Raw genomic sequence first — 19,121 nt, 5'->3', positions numbered from 1 at the left:
CGATCACCCCCATGGGCTTAGCCAGCGGTCAGTTACTTCGAGTGTGAGTCCTGCTCCGAAGTTCCAGCCGTATTCTTTGCCTGGTTCCATGGTGATTCCTGCGAGTGATGCTCGGAGGGCGCGCCAAGTGGACAGGTCGGTAGTTCCATCGGGGAAAGTGATGTGGCCGTACATGCCCCGGTTGACGTCGAGGTAGCGCTGGCTGCCGACGTTGGGCAAGCTGATTGACTCTCCGTATGGGTTACGGAGAGTTGTTGCCTGGCCGTCCCACGCGATGCGGGCGGATGCTTCCACGTCACCAGCGGGCTTTACGACGGCTGACCCCGCGTATTCCTTAGTCTCCCCGAACCAGCAACCGTCGTGGCAGACCCAATTGATGCTGTCGAGGAGCGGCTGTGTTCCTTGTGGATCACGGGGAATGTCACCGAAGGAGTCGAGTCTGGCGTTGCACCAGTAGCCTGCCCCGTCTGTAGCGATGACTTGGATGATTCCGTCGTGGAATTGGCTCCATCCTCGACGCCAGTTTCGGAGGTTATTGGCTACGGATTCTGGTTTGTCGAGGATGCAGACATCGAATGAGCCGTCAAAGGATGGGAGGTTCCATCCTCCGACTCGCTCTCCGAGGCGGTTCACGGTGTTCTTCATGGAGAAGTTGACGCTGCCGACGCCACCTTTGAACCCGTCTTCCACGAGGAACAATCGCTGTCCCTCGCGTTCGTGTTGGATCGGCGTCGATAAGGTCCACACCTCACCGTGAAAAGGTGAGGTATAGGTAACCTTGTAGCCTTTTCCTTCTCGTTCGCGGGGATCCATTTACAGCGCCTTTCCGCGTGTCAAACCTGCGGCTGACACACCAGTTCCAGAGTTGATCTTGATTTCCAAACCATCGACTTTGTCTTGGAGCTGTCGCAGATCATCGACATGAACAAATTGACCGTCCACTGCATTGATCGTGACCTGGATCGGTGCCGCAGTCACCGTCCCACCACGACTACCTACCGCGCTTGGCGATGGATAAGACGGGGGCGGAGGTGGCGGGGTCGGAGAGATCGCTGGAGGAAGACCTGCTACGGGGTCGTTCTCTTCAACGACACCGGCACTGCGCCGAAGCTCCATCTCTTCCTTGATCGCAGGGGCAAACCGCCCATACAGGCTTTCGCCAATATCGACGAGCCCGCCGAGGCCGAAATAGTCAAGTTCAGATTTAGCCGTATCGAGCGCCCAATCTTTACCCGCTTTCGCCGAGGCCTGCCCCATCACATTCGCAAAATCCTCCAGCTTTTGGATTCCCTCATTCGCCCACCTCTGAAGCGGTGGAACGAGCTTCACCAATGCCGGAGGGAGCACCTTAAACAGCTTCCATTGCCAATCAGCCATGATCGGCTCCGGTTTGCCAGAACGGTTGATAGCAAGCCGATCCGGCATGAGCCACCCACCGTTGTCGTACAACCCCACCGAATCCAGTGCCCGGCGCGCCTGCTGGTTGACGAAACTAGCAGCGTCGCCCGCAGTACCGGTAACGAGGTCTTTGACACTGCTGAGCGCGGAGTAGACGGTACGGAGTTTGTCACCAAGGTTGTCAGCAATGGCTTTCGCAGAACTCGGGACTAGCTCGATGCCTTTGTCTAATGCTGCCCCTGGCGGTCGGTGCCACAGTGGCGGTACTGCTGGCAGCTGACTCTTGATCGGATCCAGTGCCTTCGAAGCCATTTCCTCAATCTTGGAGTAGATCGAGGACAGCATCTTCTCCGGTGATGGTCCCCCACCGGGGCCTCCGGGCTCGAAAGCGCCGTCGGCTCCGATTGCGAGGTGAAAACGTCCTGGCTGGACGCCGTCCCACTGCGCAGAGTCGGCGCCTGCTGCTGGTCCGCCGTAGGCGACATAACCGTGGGCACCACCTGATTCGACATTGACCGCTCCAAAGTTGCCGACTGCTGACAGGGTTCCGGAAGTATGACCGCCGCCGGGACCACCTGGATTATCGTGGACACCAACCGAGAATCCCTGGCCAAGGCCTGGAACCCATGGCTGGCCGCCAGGGAATGATCCGGTCGCCCAGCGCCTAACACCATTGCCACCGTTCAAGATGGCGTCGGCGATCATCGACATGTAACCGGAGCAGTCCTCATGTGCCCACGTGTAAGGGTTACCGTTACGAGCTTGCGCGGCGCGGTGGCCGTTTTCCAGCTGGAGCTCCCACATTGGACGTACGGCACCGCCGTCTTTGAACTTTGGCAGGAACAAGCCCGGCGCAGCGCCTGCGAGGTCGCCAGTGCGGGAGTCCATTCGGTTTGGTAGTCCGATGATTCCGCCTGCGCCGTCGAAGGTGAAGGCCATGCCTTTCCGAAGGAAGTCTCGGATCCGGTAGATCACGTCTTGTCCACCGGCGCGAGCGACTTCGAGTGCGGTGAGCACGTGCTCGCCGTTGGACAGTTTCGCAAGGATACTGTCTGACGTTCCGGTTCCAGGACCAGAAACGCCACCACCGACCTTGAACTCTGGGATCCCGGAGAGTGCAGGTGCAGGGCTGATTCCTGGGAGGAATCCGGCCATAGTGTCCCAGGCACGTTTGATACCGGAGTTGTAGACGGTGTTGATCATGAAGTTAATCGGCGCGGCGAGCGCCGATTTCAATCCTGACCAGACTGTCTTTATACCCTCAACCACTTGCCAAAAGAAGGACTGTAGGTTCGACAGCCCGTTCTTCATGGCGTCCCATGCAGGACTCACCACGTTGTCGACAACCCAGCGAATACTGTCGCCGAGAGCGTTCCACGCCAACTTGATTCCATCAAAAGCAGGGACAAGAACGTTCTGCCACAGCCACGTGGCGGCCACTGCAACTGCATCCCACGCTGGTTTCAAGATTGTTTCCCACGCCAATCGAATGCCGTCGACGAGAAGTGACCAGCCGAGCTTAATGCCATCGAAAGCAGGGACGAGGACAGCGGTCCACATCCAGATTGCAGCTGTGGACAGCGCATCCCAGGCTGGTTTCAACAGAGATTCCCAGCCCCACTTCACTGCGTCGACGAGGCCTTGCCAGACGAATTTAATCCCGTCAAAAGCTGGAACAAGGATGTTCTGCCAAAGCCATATCCCAGCTGCGGCCATCGCATCCCAGGCTGGCTTAATCAACGTCTCCCACGCCCATTTGAATGCCGTGGAGAAGTTGTTCCACTGGAGCAACAGCGGTGCGAGCACTGCGGTTCCGATGATGGCAATGAGATACTGCGCCCCAAGAACCATCGCATCCCAGGCTGGCTTGATCCAGTTCTCCCAGGCGTAGGCAATCCCGGTCGACAGTTTGTCCCAGGTATCGACAATCCAGCCGAAGGAGGCGACAAGCGCATCCTTGATCCACGACAGCGCACCGCCGAGGACATCACCAAGCCAATGTGCGGCCTGGCCGATCGCGCCGATTAACGGGCCGCCGAGCTTATCGACGACCCAGGAAATACCTTCCAGGACTCGGGCGAATCCCCAAGCCAACCCTTCGAGTGCCTTCGCTAAAGCGACGACAGCGCCAATAAGCACTGCTCCGACGATGACACCAAGCACCTTGAGAGCTGGCATGAGCAGCGGGCCAATCACATCCCACAGGCCCTTGAGTAGCCCTAAGACTCCTTGCAGTATCCCAAAGAATGCACCACCGAGAGACTTCGCCAGGCTGACAACTACATCACCGATAGCCCACAGAGAGTCCTTGAGTGATTGCCACGTGCCGGCAAAAGCTCCCGTCAGAAGATCGGTGATCGGCTGCATCGCGGCGGTGAAACTTTGCCAGATGCCGGAGAGATCAACGCTTGTCAGAGAATCCCAAAACTGCCTTACCTTTTCTCCGGCGACGGCAAAGAAGTCGACCAGACGCTCGCCCCATTCATCACCGAACAAGGCAGAGAATGCGCCATATCCAAAGTCGCCACCTGCAAAGGCAGTAGTCAACTCTTCCCAACCAGCCTTGATAAGAAGGAAAGTTTCTCGAACCTGGACGGCGAAATCAAAGATCGCTTGGGCTCGCTTCTCCCCAAAGATGTCGGCTAGGTTTTGCCACCCATCAGCCAGGTCACCACCAGTAAACATGGCAGTAAGCTCACCGAAAGCAGCCCTGACCTTGTCGAAAACCTCAATCGAGGCCTGCCACCCCTGGAGAAACACTCCCTTGATCCACTGCCACCCGTCCTTGAGCCCATCGACCAGGTCAGCCCACATCTTCCGACCAGATTCGGTCTTTGTGAAAAATGCCCATAGAGCGACACCAGCGGCAGCAATGCCAGCAACCCACGGGGCCGCCAGGGAAACGACACCACCGATGGTCAAACCAAGCGGTGCAAGCGCTGCGCTCAGAGCGGTAACTGCGGTAGAGACCTGTGCGACGACAACAACCCCACCAGCAAGGCCAGCCAGAGCACCCCCCAGAGCCAGGAACACCTTTGGGTGCGCGCCGATTACCTGCGCAATACCAGCTGCTTTATCAGCTAATTCGGCATACATCGGCAATAGGCCGGTGCCGATAGCTTCCTTGGCATCGTTGTACTTGGCCGTGGCCACCTGTTGCTTATGCGCTGCGGTATCTGTCTCGCGCGCAAACTGCCCCTGGGCAGAGGACGTTTGCTCCATCAGCATTTTCAGCATGACCTGGGTGCGGGCCTGCTTGCCTGCTGAGCCCTCAAGTTTGTCGAGTCCATCAGCTGCAAGCCTGGCCTTGATGTCAGCGTCCTTAATCGACACACCGTAGCGCTCGATTGGGTCAGCCTCACCACGCATCAGCGCGCCGACGGCTTCGACTGCTTCCTTCGTGGAGCCACCAAATGTCGCAGCGAGATCAGACGCAACCCCCACCAGCTCCTGCGACCGAGACGTAACTTCGCCCATGGGCACGCCCATGTTTTTCAGCATCGCTCCGGTGGAAGCACTCAGCTCACGGTATTCGCGACCGGAGAGCCCCACTGCGACGGCTGCAGACTTTGAAGCCTCGATCACACCTTGAGCATGTGATCCAAAGATGGACTCAACGGCGCCATAGGATTGCTCTGCCTCAGCCGCATACTCAATAGCACCCTTTGTCAGCATTCCGATGCCACCAAGAACGGCGGTGGCATGGAGCTGGTACTTCTGGGCCATTTCCCCCACAGCTGACGCAACAGAGGATGTCTTAGCCTTGAACTGTTCGTAAGCATGCCCAAGTTTCGACGTCGTCTTCGATGCTGAATCCTGCGCTTTATCTAGACGTGTGGTCGCAGCGAGAACTCTTTCCGAGGCTTCCGCCGCCTGATCTTCCGCTGAAGCTAGCACTTTCTCCGCGTCACTCTTCCTATCTGCAGCCTTTGCCGCAGAGGCCCGCGCATTGCCCAACGCATTTTCTTTATCGATCAGAGCAGCCTTCGTCGACTTCTCAACCTGATCAACTCGAGACTGCGCCGCAGCCAACTCCTGTGCGGAAGCAGTACCCGATTCCTGGAGCTTGATCAGATCCGCACGGGCCTTAGCCACCTGCTCGGCCGCTTTAATCTGAGCAGCGGAAAGCTTGTTCTCTGCCGACTCCACCGCGCGGGCTTTGCGTTCTGCTTCGTCGCTAAGCTCATTTACCTTCTTCTTCGCCTTAGCAACGACATCGGTCGCCTTCTTCTCGCGATTTAGAGCTGCTTCAACGTCGCGCGACGCCCGCTCCACTCCATCCGAGAGATTCTTTGAGAGAGCCTCACCCGCGGCCTTTGAGGTCTTCGTCACCGGCCCCATGAATTCCTTGTCCAAGGTGGCTTTCAGACCACGCAACGACGGCACGATCGGCAAGGATGCGTAACCAATAGCACTCATGGGACAGACCTCCTACATGCTGGATTTATTGAGTTTTCGACGTCGGCGACGGCGACGAGCAGCCGCATTGGCCTTGATCATCTGCTTGCGCTTCTCACGTTCCCGTGCCGCTTCCATGGCGGTTTTCTCATCGCGCAATACGTGCGCTTGCCCGGACACTGCGTGATAGGTATCAGCCATGATGATTTCCAAGCGAGAAGTCGGAGCGAAATCACCGACCGCTGCCCAGAACCTGGACTCGTAGCGGTCAAGCGCCCACACCAACAGGCACAGACGCCGCGTTGTCATTCGTGACGGGCCACCATGCGGCAAAAAGCGGTCGCGATAGTCAAACCCCGCGAAGGCAAGATCTGCTTCCACAAGGTCCTCATGGCGGCGAATGAGCGGAAGAAGGGCTAGCCTTCCCCCAGGCCGGTAGCCTCCTGCCACTTCGGCAAGACGTCATCGGCAAACACTCGGCCTGTCATGCCTGCCGACCGCAGCTTGTACGCAGTTTCAGGGCCGATCATGGCCATGAATGCTTTGAGATACTTTCCGTCTTCCATTGCCTCCATGACTTCGATTGGTGCGTCATCGACCGATGCAGCACACTCGATCTTGATTGTGGCTTCTACCTTGGTTTTGGGGTGAACAATCGCGACCTCGAACTCGGTCATTTCGATGTCCAATGCCTCCGCTTCCGCAGGAGAAAGATCTTTCTTCGACATGTGGGTGTCCTTTCCGAAAATGGAATTGAAAAAGCCACCGACGAATCGCGGTGGCAAAGAATGGGGTGCGCATTTTCACTTCGTCTGGAGCTTTAGGCTTCGACGAGGCGGCCGGCGTGAGGAGGAAAGGCACCCAACCAAAGTCCCCACACCAGCCAGATCACTTAGGCAACAGTGATCGTGGTACTTGCTCCGCCGGTCAGACCGGAGCCGTCAGCGGTCACAGACGTCGCGCCTGCAATCGAGTAAGCTCCCGGCGCGCCGGAGACAGCGACGCCGGTGATGCCAGCGGTGGTGATTGCTTCCTGAACGATCGATGCTGTGGCGTCGAAGGCAAGATCGTTGACGGCGGTGCCGTTGATCGTCAGATCCCAATTGCCGCCGGTGACTCCGTCTGGGAATGTGACGGTCTTGGCGGTTGGCGTTGGGTTCGGACTGTCGGTAGAGCCCGCGTTCGCGGAGGAAGCGAATCGAACGATTTTGTCGCTGAGGTTCTTGGAGTTGTCGTATCCGACAACGATTTCGTCGAATGCGTCCTTGTTCACTCCGGATTCGAAATCGAAGGCCACGGTCTTTCCTTCTGGCTCTTCCTGGAAACCGAGATCCTCCATCGTGGCGATCGCTGGATAGCGGGTCGCACGGATCTTCATCTTGCCGTCCTGGCGTTTTTCGACCATAGCGACGTGTGGTTGTGCGACTACTTCGTCGTGGTAAAGGATGCTAGCTTCGCCGTCGATGGTGATGCCGTCATCCTTTGCGCGCGATGGCCATGCAATCCGTTCGGTCATCTCGTTGTTCTCTAGGACCTCGGCCTCAGCGGTGAGGTCGCCCGGAGATGTGGAGGTTGCGACGACGCCGTAGCCCCAACCGTTGATCTTGTTCTTCTCGATGGTGCGGTTCAGCGCAACCTTGGATCCCTTGTTAAGGATGCCGAGGGTGGCCCATTCATCGCCGAAGTGGCCATCGAGGCCAATCTTTGGGTCTTTTTCAAACGATACGAGAACTTCGCCGTCCACGACGGGCTGCACGTTCTTAGGGTCGCGAGTGTACTTCATGAATTAGCTCCTTGATCTGTTGGTCACCACTGTGTATGTGGCAGAGGAAAGCCCCCCACCGACCTTGGAATCCTTGATCGCAATAAGGCCGGTAGAGGGTCTGATTTGGTACATCCACCCAGCTTTCAATGGGTCACAAAGCACCCCGTCGATCTGGGTCATGATCTGTCGGGCAACCGTAATGTCTCGGGCATGTACCGTGACCCGGACAACTTCTCCGGTCCACCCTGGCCCGCCTAAAGGTGAGCCATCAGATGTGACGACAACTTGTGGTGGATCGCGAGGTGTCCACCCATCAGGGAGTGTGGCTCGAACACGATCCTTGTCATCAACAAGACGCCTCAGGATTCCCCGGATAATGTCGGTCGCATCCTTTTGCTGCCACATCACTCCACCTCTCGGCGCTTGATATCGAGACCACATCGAGCCGCAGATTTCGACAACACACCGTGTTTTGCCTGCATTGCAAGTGCTTCTGGTTCCGCGATCGTCACCAGCCCGTAAGGACGCCCGGCGCGATTGATGCCGGTCATGGTGAGGACTTTGACGTCGTCGGGAAGCTGCTTTGCAACTTGATCAGTTAATGCCGCAATATCGTCCGCGTAGTTGTTGACGAGCAGCTTCCCGAGTTTCTTGCTGTCGAGCATGAGTCTTGGGCGCGGCATCTTATGCCTCTTTCCGGTCACACATGATTTGTACCTTCGGCGCATGCCTAGCCAAGACCGGCCTACGGTTCATCGACCAATCCCAAGGGATTTCTTTCACTCGGTATTCAAGTCCACGGATCCGAAGGATGTCGCCTTCCTTCACCGCTGTTCCTGCAGGTGCGAGAACTTGGAGTTGCTTCGTTGAGCCATCGGTGATGGTGTCTGTGGAAAATTGGCCACCACCGAGCGGGGATACGATGCCGACGAACTCCCCAAGGATTGGAGCATCGATGATGCGGCCGTCTGCGTCCTCGACGGGCTCACCGATACGCTGAATCGTTTCCATGAGGTTGCGCCTCCTTTAGATTTCCCACGCGCGGACATGCGGTGGAAAGTTGTGCAATGGTGCGCCGTCACCGAACACAGCCAGGCCGAGCGCACGTCGTTGCTCATCAGTTAGCAGAACACCAGAAAAGCCGATCTTTGGAGGATCTGCCCAGGTGATCTCATCGGACTGCGGGCCAGTCGCCGATTTGAGCGTGCGCACCCCAGCGTTTGGCCCTATGATGACCGCGGCTGCGACCATCTCACGGATCACTCTGGTGATTGTCCGCTGCTGACGGGGAAGCAGGACCTCGATGTCGAAATCGCGGCCTGCTTCCTCAAAAGCATCACGGATCAGCTCTTCAGCATCGTCGATCAGCGCCTCGAGGCGGGCGGCATCTTCTCCGGAAAGCGGCTTTACCGAGCCGGGCAGTCGGAGCAAGACTTCCTGGGCAGACACTAACCTCTCAGCCATGCCGCCTCCTTATGATCACTTGTCAGCGAAGAACGCACGCAGCTCATCACGCGACATGGATTCAGCTTCATCAGCTGACATGCCCTGCGAGATCGCGTATTCCTGCCACTTAGCTTCGGTCGCGGTCGCTGCCGGCTTTGGAACCTCGTTGTCCTCCGTCTCCACGGTTGCAGCTGCTTCCTCGTCAGCTACCTCCTCACCAATGGGATCGGTCTCGGTGTCCTCAGTTGCCGGTGGCTTGGTCTGCTTTTGATCCTCGACCGTGATCTTGCGGCGGGTTTCTTTCGCGGCGCCGCACCCAACGAGGCGCTTGGCTTCGGCATCGGAGACGGTGCAGACGTCGCCAGTTCGGCGGATAAATCGGCCTTCGTCCGTGACCTGTGTCCACTCTGCGGCGGTGATTTCAATGCGTGGCATTAGGACATCACCCCAGTGATCCAGCATGCGGAGAACGGTTCCTCGATGCCAACGAATCGGATTTGAGAGATCCGAGAGCGGAACGTCTCGGTATCGCCGCCCTGCTCATCGATGCCGCGCATCGGAGTTGCTTCCAGGCGACGTGGATCCTTGAAGAAGCCCAGAGCTCCGCGCTGCAGCACGAGGACCTTGTTGCGTGGCAACGTGCGGGTCATGAGGGCATCAAGGCCCATTGGCTTGGACTCGATCACACCGGTGTATCGGATGGACTTATCCGCAAGGTTTCCGGTGTAGACGTTGTTCCACTTCTCGCTTGCAATGAAGCTCGGCGCAACTGCCTTGTTCATGACAATGGTGTCTGCGAAGAATGGATCAACCAGATCGTCAATAGCTTCTGCCGATCCGGTGCCGACCTTTTCCATCGCGCGGGCGATGTCATAGCGCTGGTCTGCGCCCGACTGATCCCATGCGACGGAGGCTGCGATCTCCGGGATTGGTGCCTTGGCGAGGGCATCCCACAGCTGCTTGTCGTTGAAGCGGATCAGCGTATTGACTGCCTTATCGACACGCTTGTTCACGCGCTCAAGCTCGTTGTAGTCGCGCATCTCACGAGAGATTTCCAGGCGGAAACCAATCTTGGTCGCGCGCCCGACGACCTTCTTGCCCGTGGTTTCAGACACGGTTGGGAATTCTGCGAACTCAGCGATCACTTCTGGGTCGCCGTCGACGAACGACTGAGAGTTCTGCTCAAAGGAGAACTCCAGCTTGTTCGAGGTGCCACCGTTGTAAAGCAGCGTTTCTGCAATGAACTGGTCGCGGACACGATCCAGGACACGAGTCGGGATGGTTTCAGGGTTGCCAAGGAGGTCAGATACGGTGACGTCCCGGCGTCCATCATCGATGGAGATAACAGAGGTTGGCATGAAATGTCTCCTTAGACGTAGAGGCGAACAGAGACCTTGTTGTCCGCCAGGACTTCAATAACGCGACCCACGATCTGGGACGCTGGTTCAGTACCGGCAGCCTTAGCCACCTTGCCCCCGGCAGCTGCGATCACAAGATCACCCACAGCCGCGGTGCCGTCGCCGACAACCGGCACCTGTGCCGGCGCAATAGCTACGGACGTGTGCTCCGGGATACCCGCATAACCGGTGTCCGGATCTGCTGGTGCCGCATCAATCAGAGCGACGCCCAGGATCTTTGCGGACGCGGCGCCCGCTGGCTTAACGCTGCGAGAGGCAGTACCCGCCTCAACAACCTGACCGCCCTTCACGGCCGCTTCCGCGGCAAAAGTGACAGGGCCAGTGTGGAACTTAATTGCTACTGCAGACATGCTTTACTCCCAGTTCTTGTAGACGTCAGAATCCCGAACGTCCGTGCTGTCGTTGTTGGAATCGCCCGCATGGCCACGTTCAGCGCCCGCCATCGTGACGATCGGCTCCATCGCATCGATGGTGTCCTTGTCGATCAGACCGGCCTCGACCTGCTTGAGAACGGCAGCACGAGACGCTGGCATGAACTTGCCCGCGGCCACAGCATCATCGACAAGGCGAACATTGCCCTCGTGCTCCAGTGCTGCCAGGCGATCCTGCGCCGACTTCCACGCGCTAGCCTCGACCAGCCGCAAGCCACGCTGCTTCACCGCAGCGGCAATGTCAGTGGCGGCCTCTGTATCAGTCTTCTGTACATCTGCTGCGATCTTCTCAACCGCTTTCACCACATCATCGGCGGTGGCAGAATCATTGAGGCCAAGCGCCGCGATAAGCGAATTGACCTGATCTTCGGTGAACTCCATTGGAGGTTGCTCCTTCGTCTTGGTTGGTGGCGACTCCTCGCCAGCTACGTCACGGGATTCTTCGGCTGAACCCCACACCGCATCAGGAGTCCGAGCGGAAGCAGCAACGTATTCACGCTTAACCGCTTCCTGCTCGCCCCACGACACGGCACCGTCCTCAGCCACCGTGAACGGGATCCGGTACAGCTGTCCGTCCTCCTCATCCATAACAATGACTTCGGATGGATCCAGGAACATCTCTTCAATCCACATGAAGGACTTGGCTCCTGGGCCAGCTTCGTAAAAATGACGGCGGACGTCTTCGACGGAAGCCGCCGCCTGCACAATTTCAGGCATGATTCTTATTCCTTCCGCCGGACCGTCTCGACCGGCTTTCGCATTGACTTCATAGAGCGCAGCAACATCACGCAACGACGACAGCGTGCCCACCGCCGGCGGCGTGACACCCAGCAAAGCCAGTCCAGTCAGAGCAAATGAATGAATCACACCGGACTGATCGCGGTAGCTGAACGCGCCTTCTATCGATCGGCGCGGATACGCACTCGGCATGATGTCTGCTAACCACGCAGGGACTCCTCGGAGATCACCCACCAGCGTCGTTCCATCGGATGACAATCGCAGATTGTCGACAAAACCAACGGCCGGCTCTGCGTCGAATCGTGGGTCACAGTGCCCCAGCTTGATCACCGGTCGAGAGACTGCGGGCGACTGCGATGCACGGACCGCAGCCGCCAAATCCTCTGTAGTGAACTCAACCGTCCCCGTCGAAAGAGGCCACTGACCGACCTTAAGCAACTCGACGTCAGGAACATCGCGCAGAATCGGGCGATCAGGTACTTCGATATCAGGCATTATTGTCACCTCCTTCAATCCCCGGCGCGGCGTCCGGGCTTTGGTCTGGTGCCCATGGTTGCTGTGGTGATGGGGTGTCTTTGGCTGGTGCACCAAGGTCTCTGCGGAGCCATTCTTCGATGGACCGGTCTGGTCGAATGAGGCCAGCGTCTGCGAGGGTTCGCAGGGCGTTGGCGATTTCGAGTGATCCAGAGCGCAGGTCATCGAAGGTGATCAGGGGGATGGGTTCTGCTGGTCCCCAGTTCCAGTCAACGAGATCGGCCACGATATGTTGTGTGGCTGTGTCGGCGATGAACTGGGCTGCAGTGTTGAGGCTGGTGGTGAATAGGTCGGCTTGGGTGGAGGCGAGTGCGTAGCTGCCTCCTTGGCCGTCGAGATTAAGGAAGTGTGCGAGGGCGACACGTCCGATTTGGGCGTCGTGATACTCGATAGCTGGGCGCGGGTTGAGGAGCTGCCCGGAGACGCCGAGGAGTTTGAGGATTGCTCCGTAGGGCAGTGATGCGCCACCGCGTGATCCTGCTCGGTACTTCTCGACGAGGTCTTGTCCGGTGTTGATTTGTTCTTGGGTTGCGCCCTGTGCGTTTGTAAGAACGGGGATCCCCATGGAGTTGCGTTCGATGGCTCCGGCTTCGAACTTGAGGAGCAGATCTTTGACGAGCCAGTTCTTGTATGCCGGCTCGAGAAGAGATGATCCTGCCCACGCGGCGCCTTCGCGCTCCCATGAGTAGGCTACGAGTCGGTCGATTGGAATTTCAATACCCTTGCCGGGGTCTGCTGCACGGTAGTCAAGGTTTGTCGGTGGCTTCTGTTCGATTGAGACGAGGCCACCATCGCGGGCGACGTTGATCGCCTTGAGAGTGCGAGGCATGCGTTCGGCAATCTTGCGATAGCCCCACTTTCCATCCGGTAGTTGCTCTACGATTTGTTCGAAGAACATGCAGCCGAACGGGATACACAGTAGCGCCATGCGCAGGTGCTCCGACCATGTGAACCGATGAAGCCTGCGTGACGTCTTGGCAGTGCCTTCTTTTCCGATGATCGGTAAGTTGAGTTGTTCTGCAACGAACTCAACGACCTCGTCACGGGCTCCGTTGGGATCGATGCGCCACGTAGTGCCTCGGATCGGAAGTGTGATCGCTTTGATGACGGTTGCCACCTGGGCATCTGACTTGCGCATGCGGTCGAAGGTTGCAAAGCTTTCCGGGAACTGCAGGTCGGGGACGACCTCGCGGATATCCTTCCACCCTGCGTAAAAATCTGATTCCTCTCCGTTGACGTAGCCCTTTTCCGCGATGGAAGGTGGCGGTGTTTCTGCCATGTTGTGTGCTCCTTTCACCACTTGAGCTCGAGTAGGGAGTTCAGTTCGTCACGCGGCCTCGATAGTGGGCGGGTATCGGCGAATGAAATCGATGCTGGAGGATTGAGTTCGACATCAAAGGCTTCCAGCCCGTAGGCGGCGTGTGTCATCGCGACGAGCTGGGAGATGTTGCCACCGGATTTGCGTTTCGTCCATGCGATTCCGCCGTCTCCGATTTCTCGCAGACGAGCGACTGCGATCGCTTCCTCCATGCGCGGATCATCGTCGTGCGTAAAAATGCCATCATCGATGTTCTGCAACAGCGATTGCGTAGACGATGCCACCATCGTTGAGTTCATTAGCTGTGGCTCAATGCCCTCATCGATGAGCTTCTGGATGATGACCGCAGCCGCAGACTTCGGATCCACAACCACAGCCAACAATTCGTTGTACTCGTTAGCGGCAACGATGAACTTCACGATCTGCGCAACGGTAGCGTGCCCGTGAAAGCCAAGCTGGCCATGCTTTCCACTTTTGGTAGACGCCGCCACGGCCACCGACCAGGTACGGTTCGTGACATCGTTAGAAGCATCAACGCAGAGACAATACTTGCCCGTAGCCACCGGGGCGCGATCGTTTAGCTCACGCCAGCGAGCAAGGTCGATAACACTGGGGTCTTCCTCGACTTCCTTCACCAGCGTGAAGTAGTCACCTATTCCGAGTGCCTCGACATCAAACCGCTTCTGTCCCTCAGGTGTAAGCATGTTCTTCTTCAACGTTTCGATCTTGCGCTCGTTGTGGATCACACCGAACGACGGGTTCGCCAACCTCCACGTTTCAGGATCCTCACGGTCCGCGCCCTCCGGCGCCCGGAACTCTGCCAAGAAGATCCGCGGATCATCCCGCAGCAACGCTGCCTCTCGCAGCGCCGAGAGCTGCACACCGTGTGCATGGTCTGCATCATCCTTGTTCACCGCCGACGATGCGTAAATCACCTGCGGATCCTTCGCAGCATTCTGCGTCGGGTTCAATGCGGCGACCGACGCTTCATTGATCGAATAAGCCTCGTCGTAAATCAATGTGTCGACCTCGTCCAGACCACGACCAGCCTTTGCCGAACGAGTACGGAAGTACACCTTCCCGGCGCGACCGTTCTTGTCATCCTTGAGCTCGACGATGGCCTCGCCTTGCGAGTTGGTCATCTTCTTCACGCGTCGGGAGAGCCACGGCCGGGACTCGATCATCGATTGCAATCGCTCAGCGATTTCGCGGGCGGACTTCCATTCATGCGAGGTGTAAACCACACGCTCTTTCAGGACGAAGATTCGGTACAGAATCAGATCCGCTAGGGCTTCGGACTTACCGTTCTGACGGGGCACAATCCAAATCACGGTGCCGTATACCCATGTTCCCGCTGGAGTTTTCGCCGAGGTACACCGCACGAGTCCGGACTGCCAAGGCATGAGCTTCGACCCGGCACGAGACGCTAGCACGATGACCTCATTGCCTTGGCGGTAATCGCCCGCCGTCATCACGAGGTTTTCAGGCTCCTGTCGCCCCGTCAACGTAGGCCATGCCACCAAGTCCCTCGAGTCCGTCAGCGTCAGTGTCTGCTGCATAAGCATCAGGCCACCTCCTCTTGATGTCGCCAATGAGTTGGCGATAGACGGTTGTTGCTTGGCGAGCTTCCTGTAGGACAGAGTCCAGACGAACAGTGATTGTCTTGTCGGATCCGACGGTGAGTCTCGCCCAGGCTTCTTCTTCCCCTGCTATCAACTTCTGCATCCGATCAAGTCGGTCGCGCATGCGGCCGGCTTCCTCGCAGAGAGACACGTCGGACATGTCCATGCCCGGCTGGACGAGGGCTTCGTAGACCGCTTTGCCCGGCGCGCGGAGGTCAGCTCCGAAGCCGAGCGGGTTCGACTCAAGTCCATCGGTGCTCAATCAGGCTCCTTTCTTCCCTATTTCCACTGGTAGACGGCGCTGTGAGTTTCAGGCTCACGTAAATCGCCTGACGGACGCGCGCCGAGGAGGGTCAGGCGGGGATCCTCTAGATATTTTGGGTAGGGGGTGTGCTACTCGAAGCCAGGCCAGTTGAACACGGGTGCAGGGGGCGCCTGCGCCTCCGCAGCTGGACTGTCGATCAGTGTCGTCAGAGCAGCTCTGAAAGCCTCCGTGACGCCAGCTGCCGGGCGCTGATCGTCATTGTCGCCCTGCTTGCGCGAGCTGTTGCATGAACCATGCAGCAACCTAGTGGGCTTCGTACCGCCATAGTGCCGGGCTTCTTCATGATCTGCCGCTAAGGAGAGGCCGTCGTGATTGCGCCGCTTATCGCGGAACATTGGTTTCGCACACCACCAGCAGGGCGTGCCATCTTGATGCACGGCCAGCAGTGCATCGCGCGCCTTCTGATGCTCCCAGCCCAGTCCCTTCTCGGTCGTGGTGAGCGGAGGCTTCTTCCTGCTCGAGTACCAAGCGGCTGCAACCTTGAGCATCTCCGGTGGACGCTCGGCTTTGCACCGACTCATCACAACCTGCTTACCTGGGTCGATGACATGCACCTCTGCCCCCATTCTGCGATAAGACTGCAGCGTGCTCTCGGCCGGCGAGGAGTGAATGATCCACGTCGTGACTGGCTGTAGCAGAGCTTTGTCCAAGGCAGCCCTCCGTGCTGCTTTAGCCACGGTGACAACATGCCGAGAATGATCATGATTATCCACCGGCCTGCCGGATAAAGCATTGGCTATGAAGTCGAAGTCAATCACCACATCGTCTGGCCCCGCATACTCACGGATGAACGTCGACTTACCGGCCGCCGGTGGACCAGTTACCACGTGAAGCTTGGCCTGCGGATGCACAATGAAGTACCTCCCCTGACATGACGAAAGCCCCGGCACCCATCGGTAACCGAGGCTCATAGCTCTTTCGAGCGTCAGCTTACAGCATGGGGTGGCCCACTCAAAATAGTTTGAATCGGTACCTGATCGAGCACATCGGCAAGCCTGACCAAAAGTCGACCATCAGGAGCTACCTCAGACGGTATGACTCCCTGCCTTGCCCAACGTTGGATCGTCGTCCGTGATACTCGACGCCCAAGATGACGAGTCCACGATGCTATCTCACGCGCCGTCCCAACTTCAATTGGCAAGGGATCGTTTTCCGCTGATGGCGGCCGGACGACGTCAGCCACCACATTGCCCTGTGCGATCAACTCCTCGGCTGCCCGATCAAACCATGGCATCGACTCCAACGTCTCCAGATGGAAACTCAACCATTGCGCCCGTCTAGCCAAACTCACCGAATCAAGTGGAAGCCCCACCACATCCCGAGCGGAATCCGAAAGTAGCCAACACCAACGATGCACAACCTGCTCCGTGTCCGTTTTCAGCTGAAGCATCGGAATCGACAATGGAGGCTTCGACCCCGGTAAGTTCGGCGGCTTCCCCGCGTTCTCACCAGACGTTGGCTGGCGAGGAACAAGTAACTCATCCAATGCGTCAGCATCAACCGAGAGCCAATACAGCGCACGCCCCAAAGACTCAAAGAGATCCATCAATCCACCTTTCTAGTAATGAAATAGTTTTTCAAGCTGGTTACCGTCCATTCCCTGCCCGTCCCGACCCGACCCGACCCGGGTTCCCGGGAAATGCCCCTCCCCTTTCCCGGGAAAGGTTTTTAAGGATTCATTAAGGTTCAAAACGGATGCAGGCATGCGAAAAGCCGCGTTCTCGACGCTTTCATGAAAAAGATCGACGAGACGCGCGGGCTGTAGCTGTACTGACTAGATTCGGCTCAGTTTTGTCGAGCAGATCGTGATCCAGTAGTCAGCCACGGCGACGCGAGCGCCGATTGCGAGAACGCTTCCGTGCAGGCTCAGTCACTCCATTGGCGGATCCCGGCGCGCGCACGTGCGTGCCTGGTGGGGTCTGCGGATGCTCCCGAGGCTGGCTGTCTCGGGGTTCCTGGGAGTGGTCGGTTGTTTGGTTGTTGGGTTCGTGCGGCTGGCTTGCCGACGCGGTTGTGTCCTTGAGTCCTGCTCGACCTTTCACTGCTACCTGGCCGCTCGACCTTGCGGGAGCTGGCTGGGAGTTACCGGGGAGTGGGAGCTCACCTGAGCGCTGGTGTGCGTCGGGAGACTGGGACGGGGTGGACGATGGACGTGGGTGTGGGGTTGGCCGCTCACCCGCTGGCTGCGGGTCCGGCGAGGCCTCGACGTTGCCCGCGGTGAGCGGGTTTCGGATTCCTCGTTTGGCTGCCTCTCTTGCAACGAGGCGTGGCCACTTGGACAACTTCTTGATCAGCTCCTGGCCGTAGACCGGGAACTCTGGTGGATCAAGGAGTGGGAGCTCGTCGTCGGCGGTATCGCCGAGTTCGTAGCGGAGTTGGTTGCAGCCTTTGCAGGCGACAACGTAGTTGTCCGGGGTTGTTTCCTCCTGGATGTTTCGGTGGTCGAGTTCTCGGCCAGCGTCGGAGCGGGTGTCGTTCCAGATGACGAGGTCCCCGCAGTAGCGGCAGTTGTCGCCGTCGCGAAGCAGGACAGGGACTTGGAGTGAGCCTCTGTTTTGATCGCGCTTGCGTTTTGCGGCTTTCTTCTTGTCGTCGGAGCGGATGATGTGGACGAAGTTTTCGCGCTCGAGTAGTTGGAATTCTAGGCCGGCTTGGTCGGTCTGGAAGAGCACGCCGATTGCGACGAGGTCAGCAATGACTTGCTTGGCGGTCTCGGTGCCGATGACCATGGCGGCTTCGCCGAAGCGGACCTTGTAGTCCGTCCATTGCTGGGCGGAGAAGGTGAATAAGGCGTCACTCGCGCCTTTGAGTTCGTTCACGAGGCGCACGTCATTTCGGTGCAATGCGATCTCTAGTGCGCGTCCCCACTCCGGGGCTGAATTCCATTCGTCGCCTTTACGGATCCAGCTCATCAGCGATCACTCCCGGACCGGGGCTTCGCTGACGGGATCAGACGTGGTGGCTTCATGGAATTCCTTCAAGGTCGTAGCAAACATGGTCTAGGCGCTTAAGGCGGTGGCCGCGGGATTGTGCGGCGCGCTCGTGGCGTCTGGTGGCGCGTCGTCCGCACCGGTATTTTCTGCCAGGTGTAAGCGATGCTGGAGGTATCTACTCGCGGCGGTCGCAGCGGTTGACGCGGGGCGTGCTTCGTTTGGCGCTTAGCGGTGCGTTGCTCGGCAAGCACGGCTGCAACATGTTGAAACTGCTCGCTGACGCGCTCGAGCACGGGGATAATCTCGCGCCACATGCACCTAATTTCTTTAGCTAGGTCTTCGTTCCAGCTCTGAATGAACTGCCATTGGTATTGGGTAAGTTTCATTGAATTGTCCCTTTGTAGATCCGTCTCAGCATCGGCCAGCACTTCGTGCACAGCCCTTCGCCAGCGTGAATGCGAGTGCCCTTTTTTCGCCTTCGAGCGTTCGGGGCGTGAAGCAGAACACCACAGCCGGAGCATTTTTCCTGGCGCGGCACCATGCTGCCTTGGGACACCTGCAGAACTGAGTATCGTGCGGCCACAACTCCGGCGATGAGTAGTCCCTCGGATTCGTGCGCCATCATTCGGGCTTCACACGCTCGGAGAACAGGGCACCGATTACACAAGATGCGGGCCTGTGAATGACGAGCCGCAACATCGTCGGCGCGTTCCTTTTCCGCACGTGGATCCCATAGCGTCGGAGACATCGTCCGATACTTCACCTGGCGGCATATCGCCCCCTCCAATGGGTCAA

Annotated in this window: 20 protein-coding genes; all 20 read right to left on the bottom strand. The window is 58.1% G+C overall.

Annotated elements, in window-relative coordinates; genetic code table 11:
- Positions 1-3: 3 nt before the first annotated feature.
- The 20 genes from WG936_RS08225 to WG936_RS12275 all read right to left on the bottom strand — a co-directional run bounded on the left by WG936_RS08225 (position 4) and on the right by WG936_RS12275 (position 19,074).
- On the bottom strand, positions 4-813 hold the full coding sequence (locus tag WG936_RS08225) for a hypothetical protein (protein ID WP_339572619.1): 810 nt from the start codon (positions 811-813) through the stop codon (positions 4-6).
- Entirely contained in the window at positions 814-5,817 is a 5,004-nt protein-coding gene (locus WG936_RS08220; protein ID WP_339572618.1) for a hypothetical protein, read from the bottom strand.
- A 12-nt stretch (positions 5,818-5,829) separates the two neighbouring features.
- Entirely contained in the window at positions 5,830-6,177 is a 348-nt protein-coding gene (locus WG936_RS08215) for a hypothetical protein (RefSeq protein WP_339572617.1), read from the bottom strand.
- A 35-nt stretch (positions 6,178-6,212) separates the two neighbouring features.
- The gene (locus tag WG936_RS08210; protein WP_339572616.1) at positions 6,213-6,524 is read right to left on the bottom strand and encodes a hypothetical protein; all 312 of its coding nucleotides are present in this window, start codon (positions 6,522-6,524) and stop codon (positions 6,213-6,215) included.
- Between the two features lie 164 nt (positions 6,525-6,688).
- Positions 6,689-7,579: a hypothetical protein gene (locus WG936_RS08205; RefSeq protein WP_339572615.1), complete on the bottom strand. Its 891-nt coding sequence runs from the start codon at positions 7,577-7,579 to the stop codon at positions 6,689-6,691.
- A gap of 386 nt (positions 7,580-7,965) precedes the next feature.
- On the bottom strand, positions 7,966-8,244 hold the full coding sequence (locus tag WG936_RS08200; protein ID WP_339572614.1) for a hypothetical protein: 279 nt from the start codon (positions 8,242-8,244) through the stop codon (positions 7,966-7,968).
- Position 8,245: 1 nt separating this feature from the next.
- On the bottom strand, positions 8,246-8,572 hold the full coding sequence (locus WG936_RS08195) for a hypothetical protein (RefSeq protein ID WP_339572613.1): 327 nt from the start codon (positions 8,570-8,572) through the stop codon (positions 8,246-8,248).
- 15 nt (positions 8,573-8,587) lie between these two features.
- Positions 8,588-9,025, bottom strand: a complete 438-nt coding sequence (locus WG936_RS08190; protein ID WP_339572612.1) for a Gp19/Gp15/Gp42 family protein — start codon at positions 9,023-9,025, stop codon at positions 8,588-8,590.
- A 15-nt stretch (positions 9,026-9,040) separates the two neighbouring features.
- On the bottom strand, positions 9,041-9,442 hold the full coding sequence (locus tag WG936_RS08185) for a hypothetical protein (protein ID WP_339572611.1): 402 nt from the start codon (positions 9,440-9,442) through the stop codon (positions 9,041-9,043).
- Positions 9,442-10,365, bottom strand: a complete 924-nt coding sequence (locus WG936_RS08180; RefSeq protein ID WP_339572610.1) for a phage major capsid protein — start codon at positions 10,363-10,365, stop codon at positions 9,442-9,444. The genes WG936_RS08185 and WG936_RS08180 overlap by 1 nt, the downstream gene beginning before the upstream one ends.
- 11 nt (positions 10,366-10,376) lie before the next feature.
- Positions 10,377-10,775 (bottom strand): structural cement protein Gp24, encoded by a 399-nt coding sequence (locus WG936_RS08175; RefSeq protein ID WP_339572609.1) that lies wholly within the window; start codon positions 10,773-10,775, stop codon positions 10,377-10,379.
- A gap of 3 nt (positions 10,776-10,778) precedes the next feature.
- Entirely contained in the window at positions 10,779-12,089 is a 1,311-nt protein-coding gene (locus WG936_RS08170; RefSeq protein WP_339572608.1) for a hypothetical protein, read from the bottom strand.
- Entirely contained in the window at positions 12,082-13,407 is a 1,326-nt protein-coding gene (locus WG936_RS08165; protein ID WP_339572607.1) for a phage portal protein family protein, read from the bottom strand. The genes WG936_RS08170 and WG936_RS08165 overlap by 8 nt, the downstream gene beginning before the upstream one ends.
- Before the next feature lie 14 nt (positions 13,408-13,421).
- Positions 13,422-15,011 carry a hypothetical protein gene (locus WG936_RS08160; RefSeq protein ID WP_339572606.1) on the bottom strand — a complete coding sequence of 530 codons (1,590 nt, stop codon included), beginning with the start codon at positions 15,009-15,011 and terminating at the stop codon, positions 13,422-13,424.
- On the bottom strand, positions 14,929-15,330 hold the full coding sequence (locus tag WG936_RS08155) for a hypothetical protein (protein WP_339572605.1): 402 nt from the start codon (positions 15,328-15,330) through the stop codon (positions 14,929-14,931). The genes WG936_RS08160 and WG936_RS08155 overlap by 83 nt, the downstream gene beginning before the upstream one ends.
- A 131-nt stretch (positions 15,331-15,461) precedes the next feature.
- Complete coding sequence (locus WG936_RS08150; protein ID WP_339572604.1) at positions 15,462-16,244, bottom strand: hypothetical protein; 783 nt, start codon at positions 16,242-16,244, stop codon at positions 15,462-15,464.
- Positions 16,245-16,318: 74 nt separating this feature from the next.
- Positions 16,319-16,939 (bottom strand): hypothetical protein, encoded by a 621-nt coding sequence (locus WG936_RS08145; RefSeq protein WP_339572603.1) that lies wholly within the window; start codon positions 16,937-16,939, stop codon positions 16,319-16,321.
- A 271-nt stretch (positions 16,940-17,210) separates the two neighbouring features.
- Positions 17,211-18,305, bottom strand: a complete 1,095-nt coding sequence (locus tag WG936_RS08140) for an HNH endonuclease (RefSeq protein ID WP_339572602.1) — start codon at positions 18,303-18,305, stop codon at positions 17,211-17,213.
- Positions 18,306-18,400: 95 nt separating this feature from the next.
- Positions 18,401-18,712 carry a hypothetical protein gene (locus WG936_RS08135; RefSeq protein WP_339572601.1) on the bottom strand — a complete coding sequence of 104 codons (312 nt, stop codon included), beginning with the start codon at positions 18,710-18,712 and terminating at the stop codon, positions 18,401-18,403.
- Entirely contained in the window at positions 18,709-19,074 is a 366-nt protein-coding gene (locus tag WG936_RS12275; RefSeq protein WP_445227948.1) for a hypothetical protein, read from the bottom strand. Before WG936_RS12275 ends, WG936_RS08135 begins: the two co-directional genes overlap by 4 nt.
- Positions 19,075-19,121 lie beyond the last annotated feature (47 nt).

Source organism: Corynebacterium sp. H127 (genome assembly GCF_037482665.1).
Lineage (GTDB): Bacteria > Actinomycetota > Actinomycetes > Mycobacteriales > Mycobacteriaceae > Corynebacterium.
The sequence above is the reverse complement of the archived record's forward strand: the minus strand, read 5'-3'. Positions and strand labels throughout refer to the sequence as shown.

Excerpts from the sequence above, each read along its gene's own strand:
- WG936_RS08225 (WP_339572619.1), bottom strand. The coding sequence starts at position 813 with ATGGATCCCCGCGAACGAGAAGGAAAAGGCTACAAGGTTACCTATACC.
- WG936_RS08220 (WP_339572618.1), bottom strand. The coding sequence starts at position 5,817 with ATGAGTGCTATTGGTTACGCATCCTTGCCGATCGTGCCGTCGTTGCGT.
- WG936_RS08210 (WP_339572616.1), bottom strand. The coding sequence starts at position 6,524 with ATGTCGAAGAAAGATCTTTCTCCTGCGGAAGCGGAGGCATTGGACATC.
- WG936_RS08205 (WP_339572615.1), bottom strand. The coding sequence starts at position 7,579 with ATGAAGTACACTCGCGACCCTAAGAACGTGCAGCCCGTCGTGGACGGC.
- WG936_RS08200 (WP_339572614.1), bottom strand. The coding sequence starts at position 8,244 with ATGCCGCGCCCAAGACTCATGCTCGACAGCAAGAAACTCGGGAAGCTG.
- WG936_RS08195 (WP_339572613.1), bottom strand. The coding sequence starts at position 8,572 with ATGGAAACGATTCAGCGTATCGGTGAGCCCGTCGAGGACGCAGACGGC.
- WG936_RS08190 (WP_339572612.1), bottom strand. The coding sequence starts at position 9,025 with ATGGCTGAGAGGTTAGTGTCTGCCCAGGAAGTCTTGCTCCGACTGCCC.
- WG936_RS08185 (WP_339572611.1), bottom strand. The coding sequence starts at position 9,442 with ATGCCACGCATTGAAATCACCGCCGCAGAGTGGACACAGGTCACGGAC.
- WG936_RS08180 (WP_339572610.1), bottom strand. The coding sequence starts at position 10,365 with ATGCCAACCTCTGTTATCTCCATCGATGATGGACGCCGGGACGTCACC.
- WG936_RS08175 (WP_339572609.1), bottom strand. The coding sequence starts at position 10,775 with ATGTCTGCAGTAGCAATTAAGTTCCACACTGGCCCTGTCACTTTTGCC.
- WG936_RS08170 (WP_339572608.1), bottom strand. The coding sequence starts at position 12,089 with ATGCCTGATATCGAAGTACCTGATCGCCCGATTCTGCGCGATGTTCCT.
- WG936_RS08165 (WP_339572607.1), bottom strand. The coding sequence starts at position 13,407 with ATGGCAGAAACACCGCCACCTTCCATCGCGGAAAAGGGCTACGTCAAC.
- WG936_RS08160 (WP_339572606.1), bottom strand. The coding sequence starts at position 15,011 with ATGCTTATGCAGCAGACACTGACGCTGACGGACTCGAGGGACTTGGTG.
- WG936_RS08145 (WP_339572603.1), bottom strand. The coding sequence starts at position 16,939 with ATGGATCTCTTTGAGTCTTTGGGGCGTGCGCTGTATTGGCTCTCGGTT.
- WG936_RS08140 (WP_339572602.1), bottom strand. The coding sequence starts at position 18,305 with ATGAGCTGGATCCGTAAAGGCGACGAATGGAATTCAGCCCCGGAGTGG.
- WG936_RS08135 (WP_339572601.1), bottom strand. The coding sequence starts at position 18,712 with ATGAAACTTACCCAATACCAATGGCAGTTCATTCAGAGCTGGAACGAA.
- WG936_RS12275 (WP_445227948.1), bottom strand. The coding sequence starts at position 19,074 with ATGTCTCCGACGCTATGGGATCCACGTGCGGAAAAGGAACGCGCCGAC.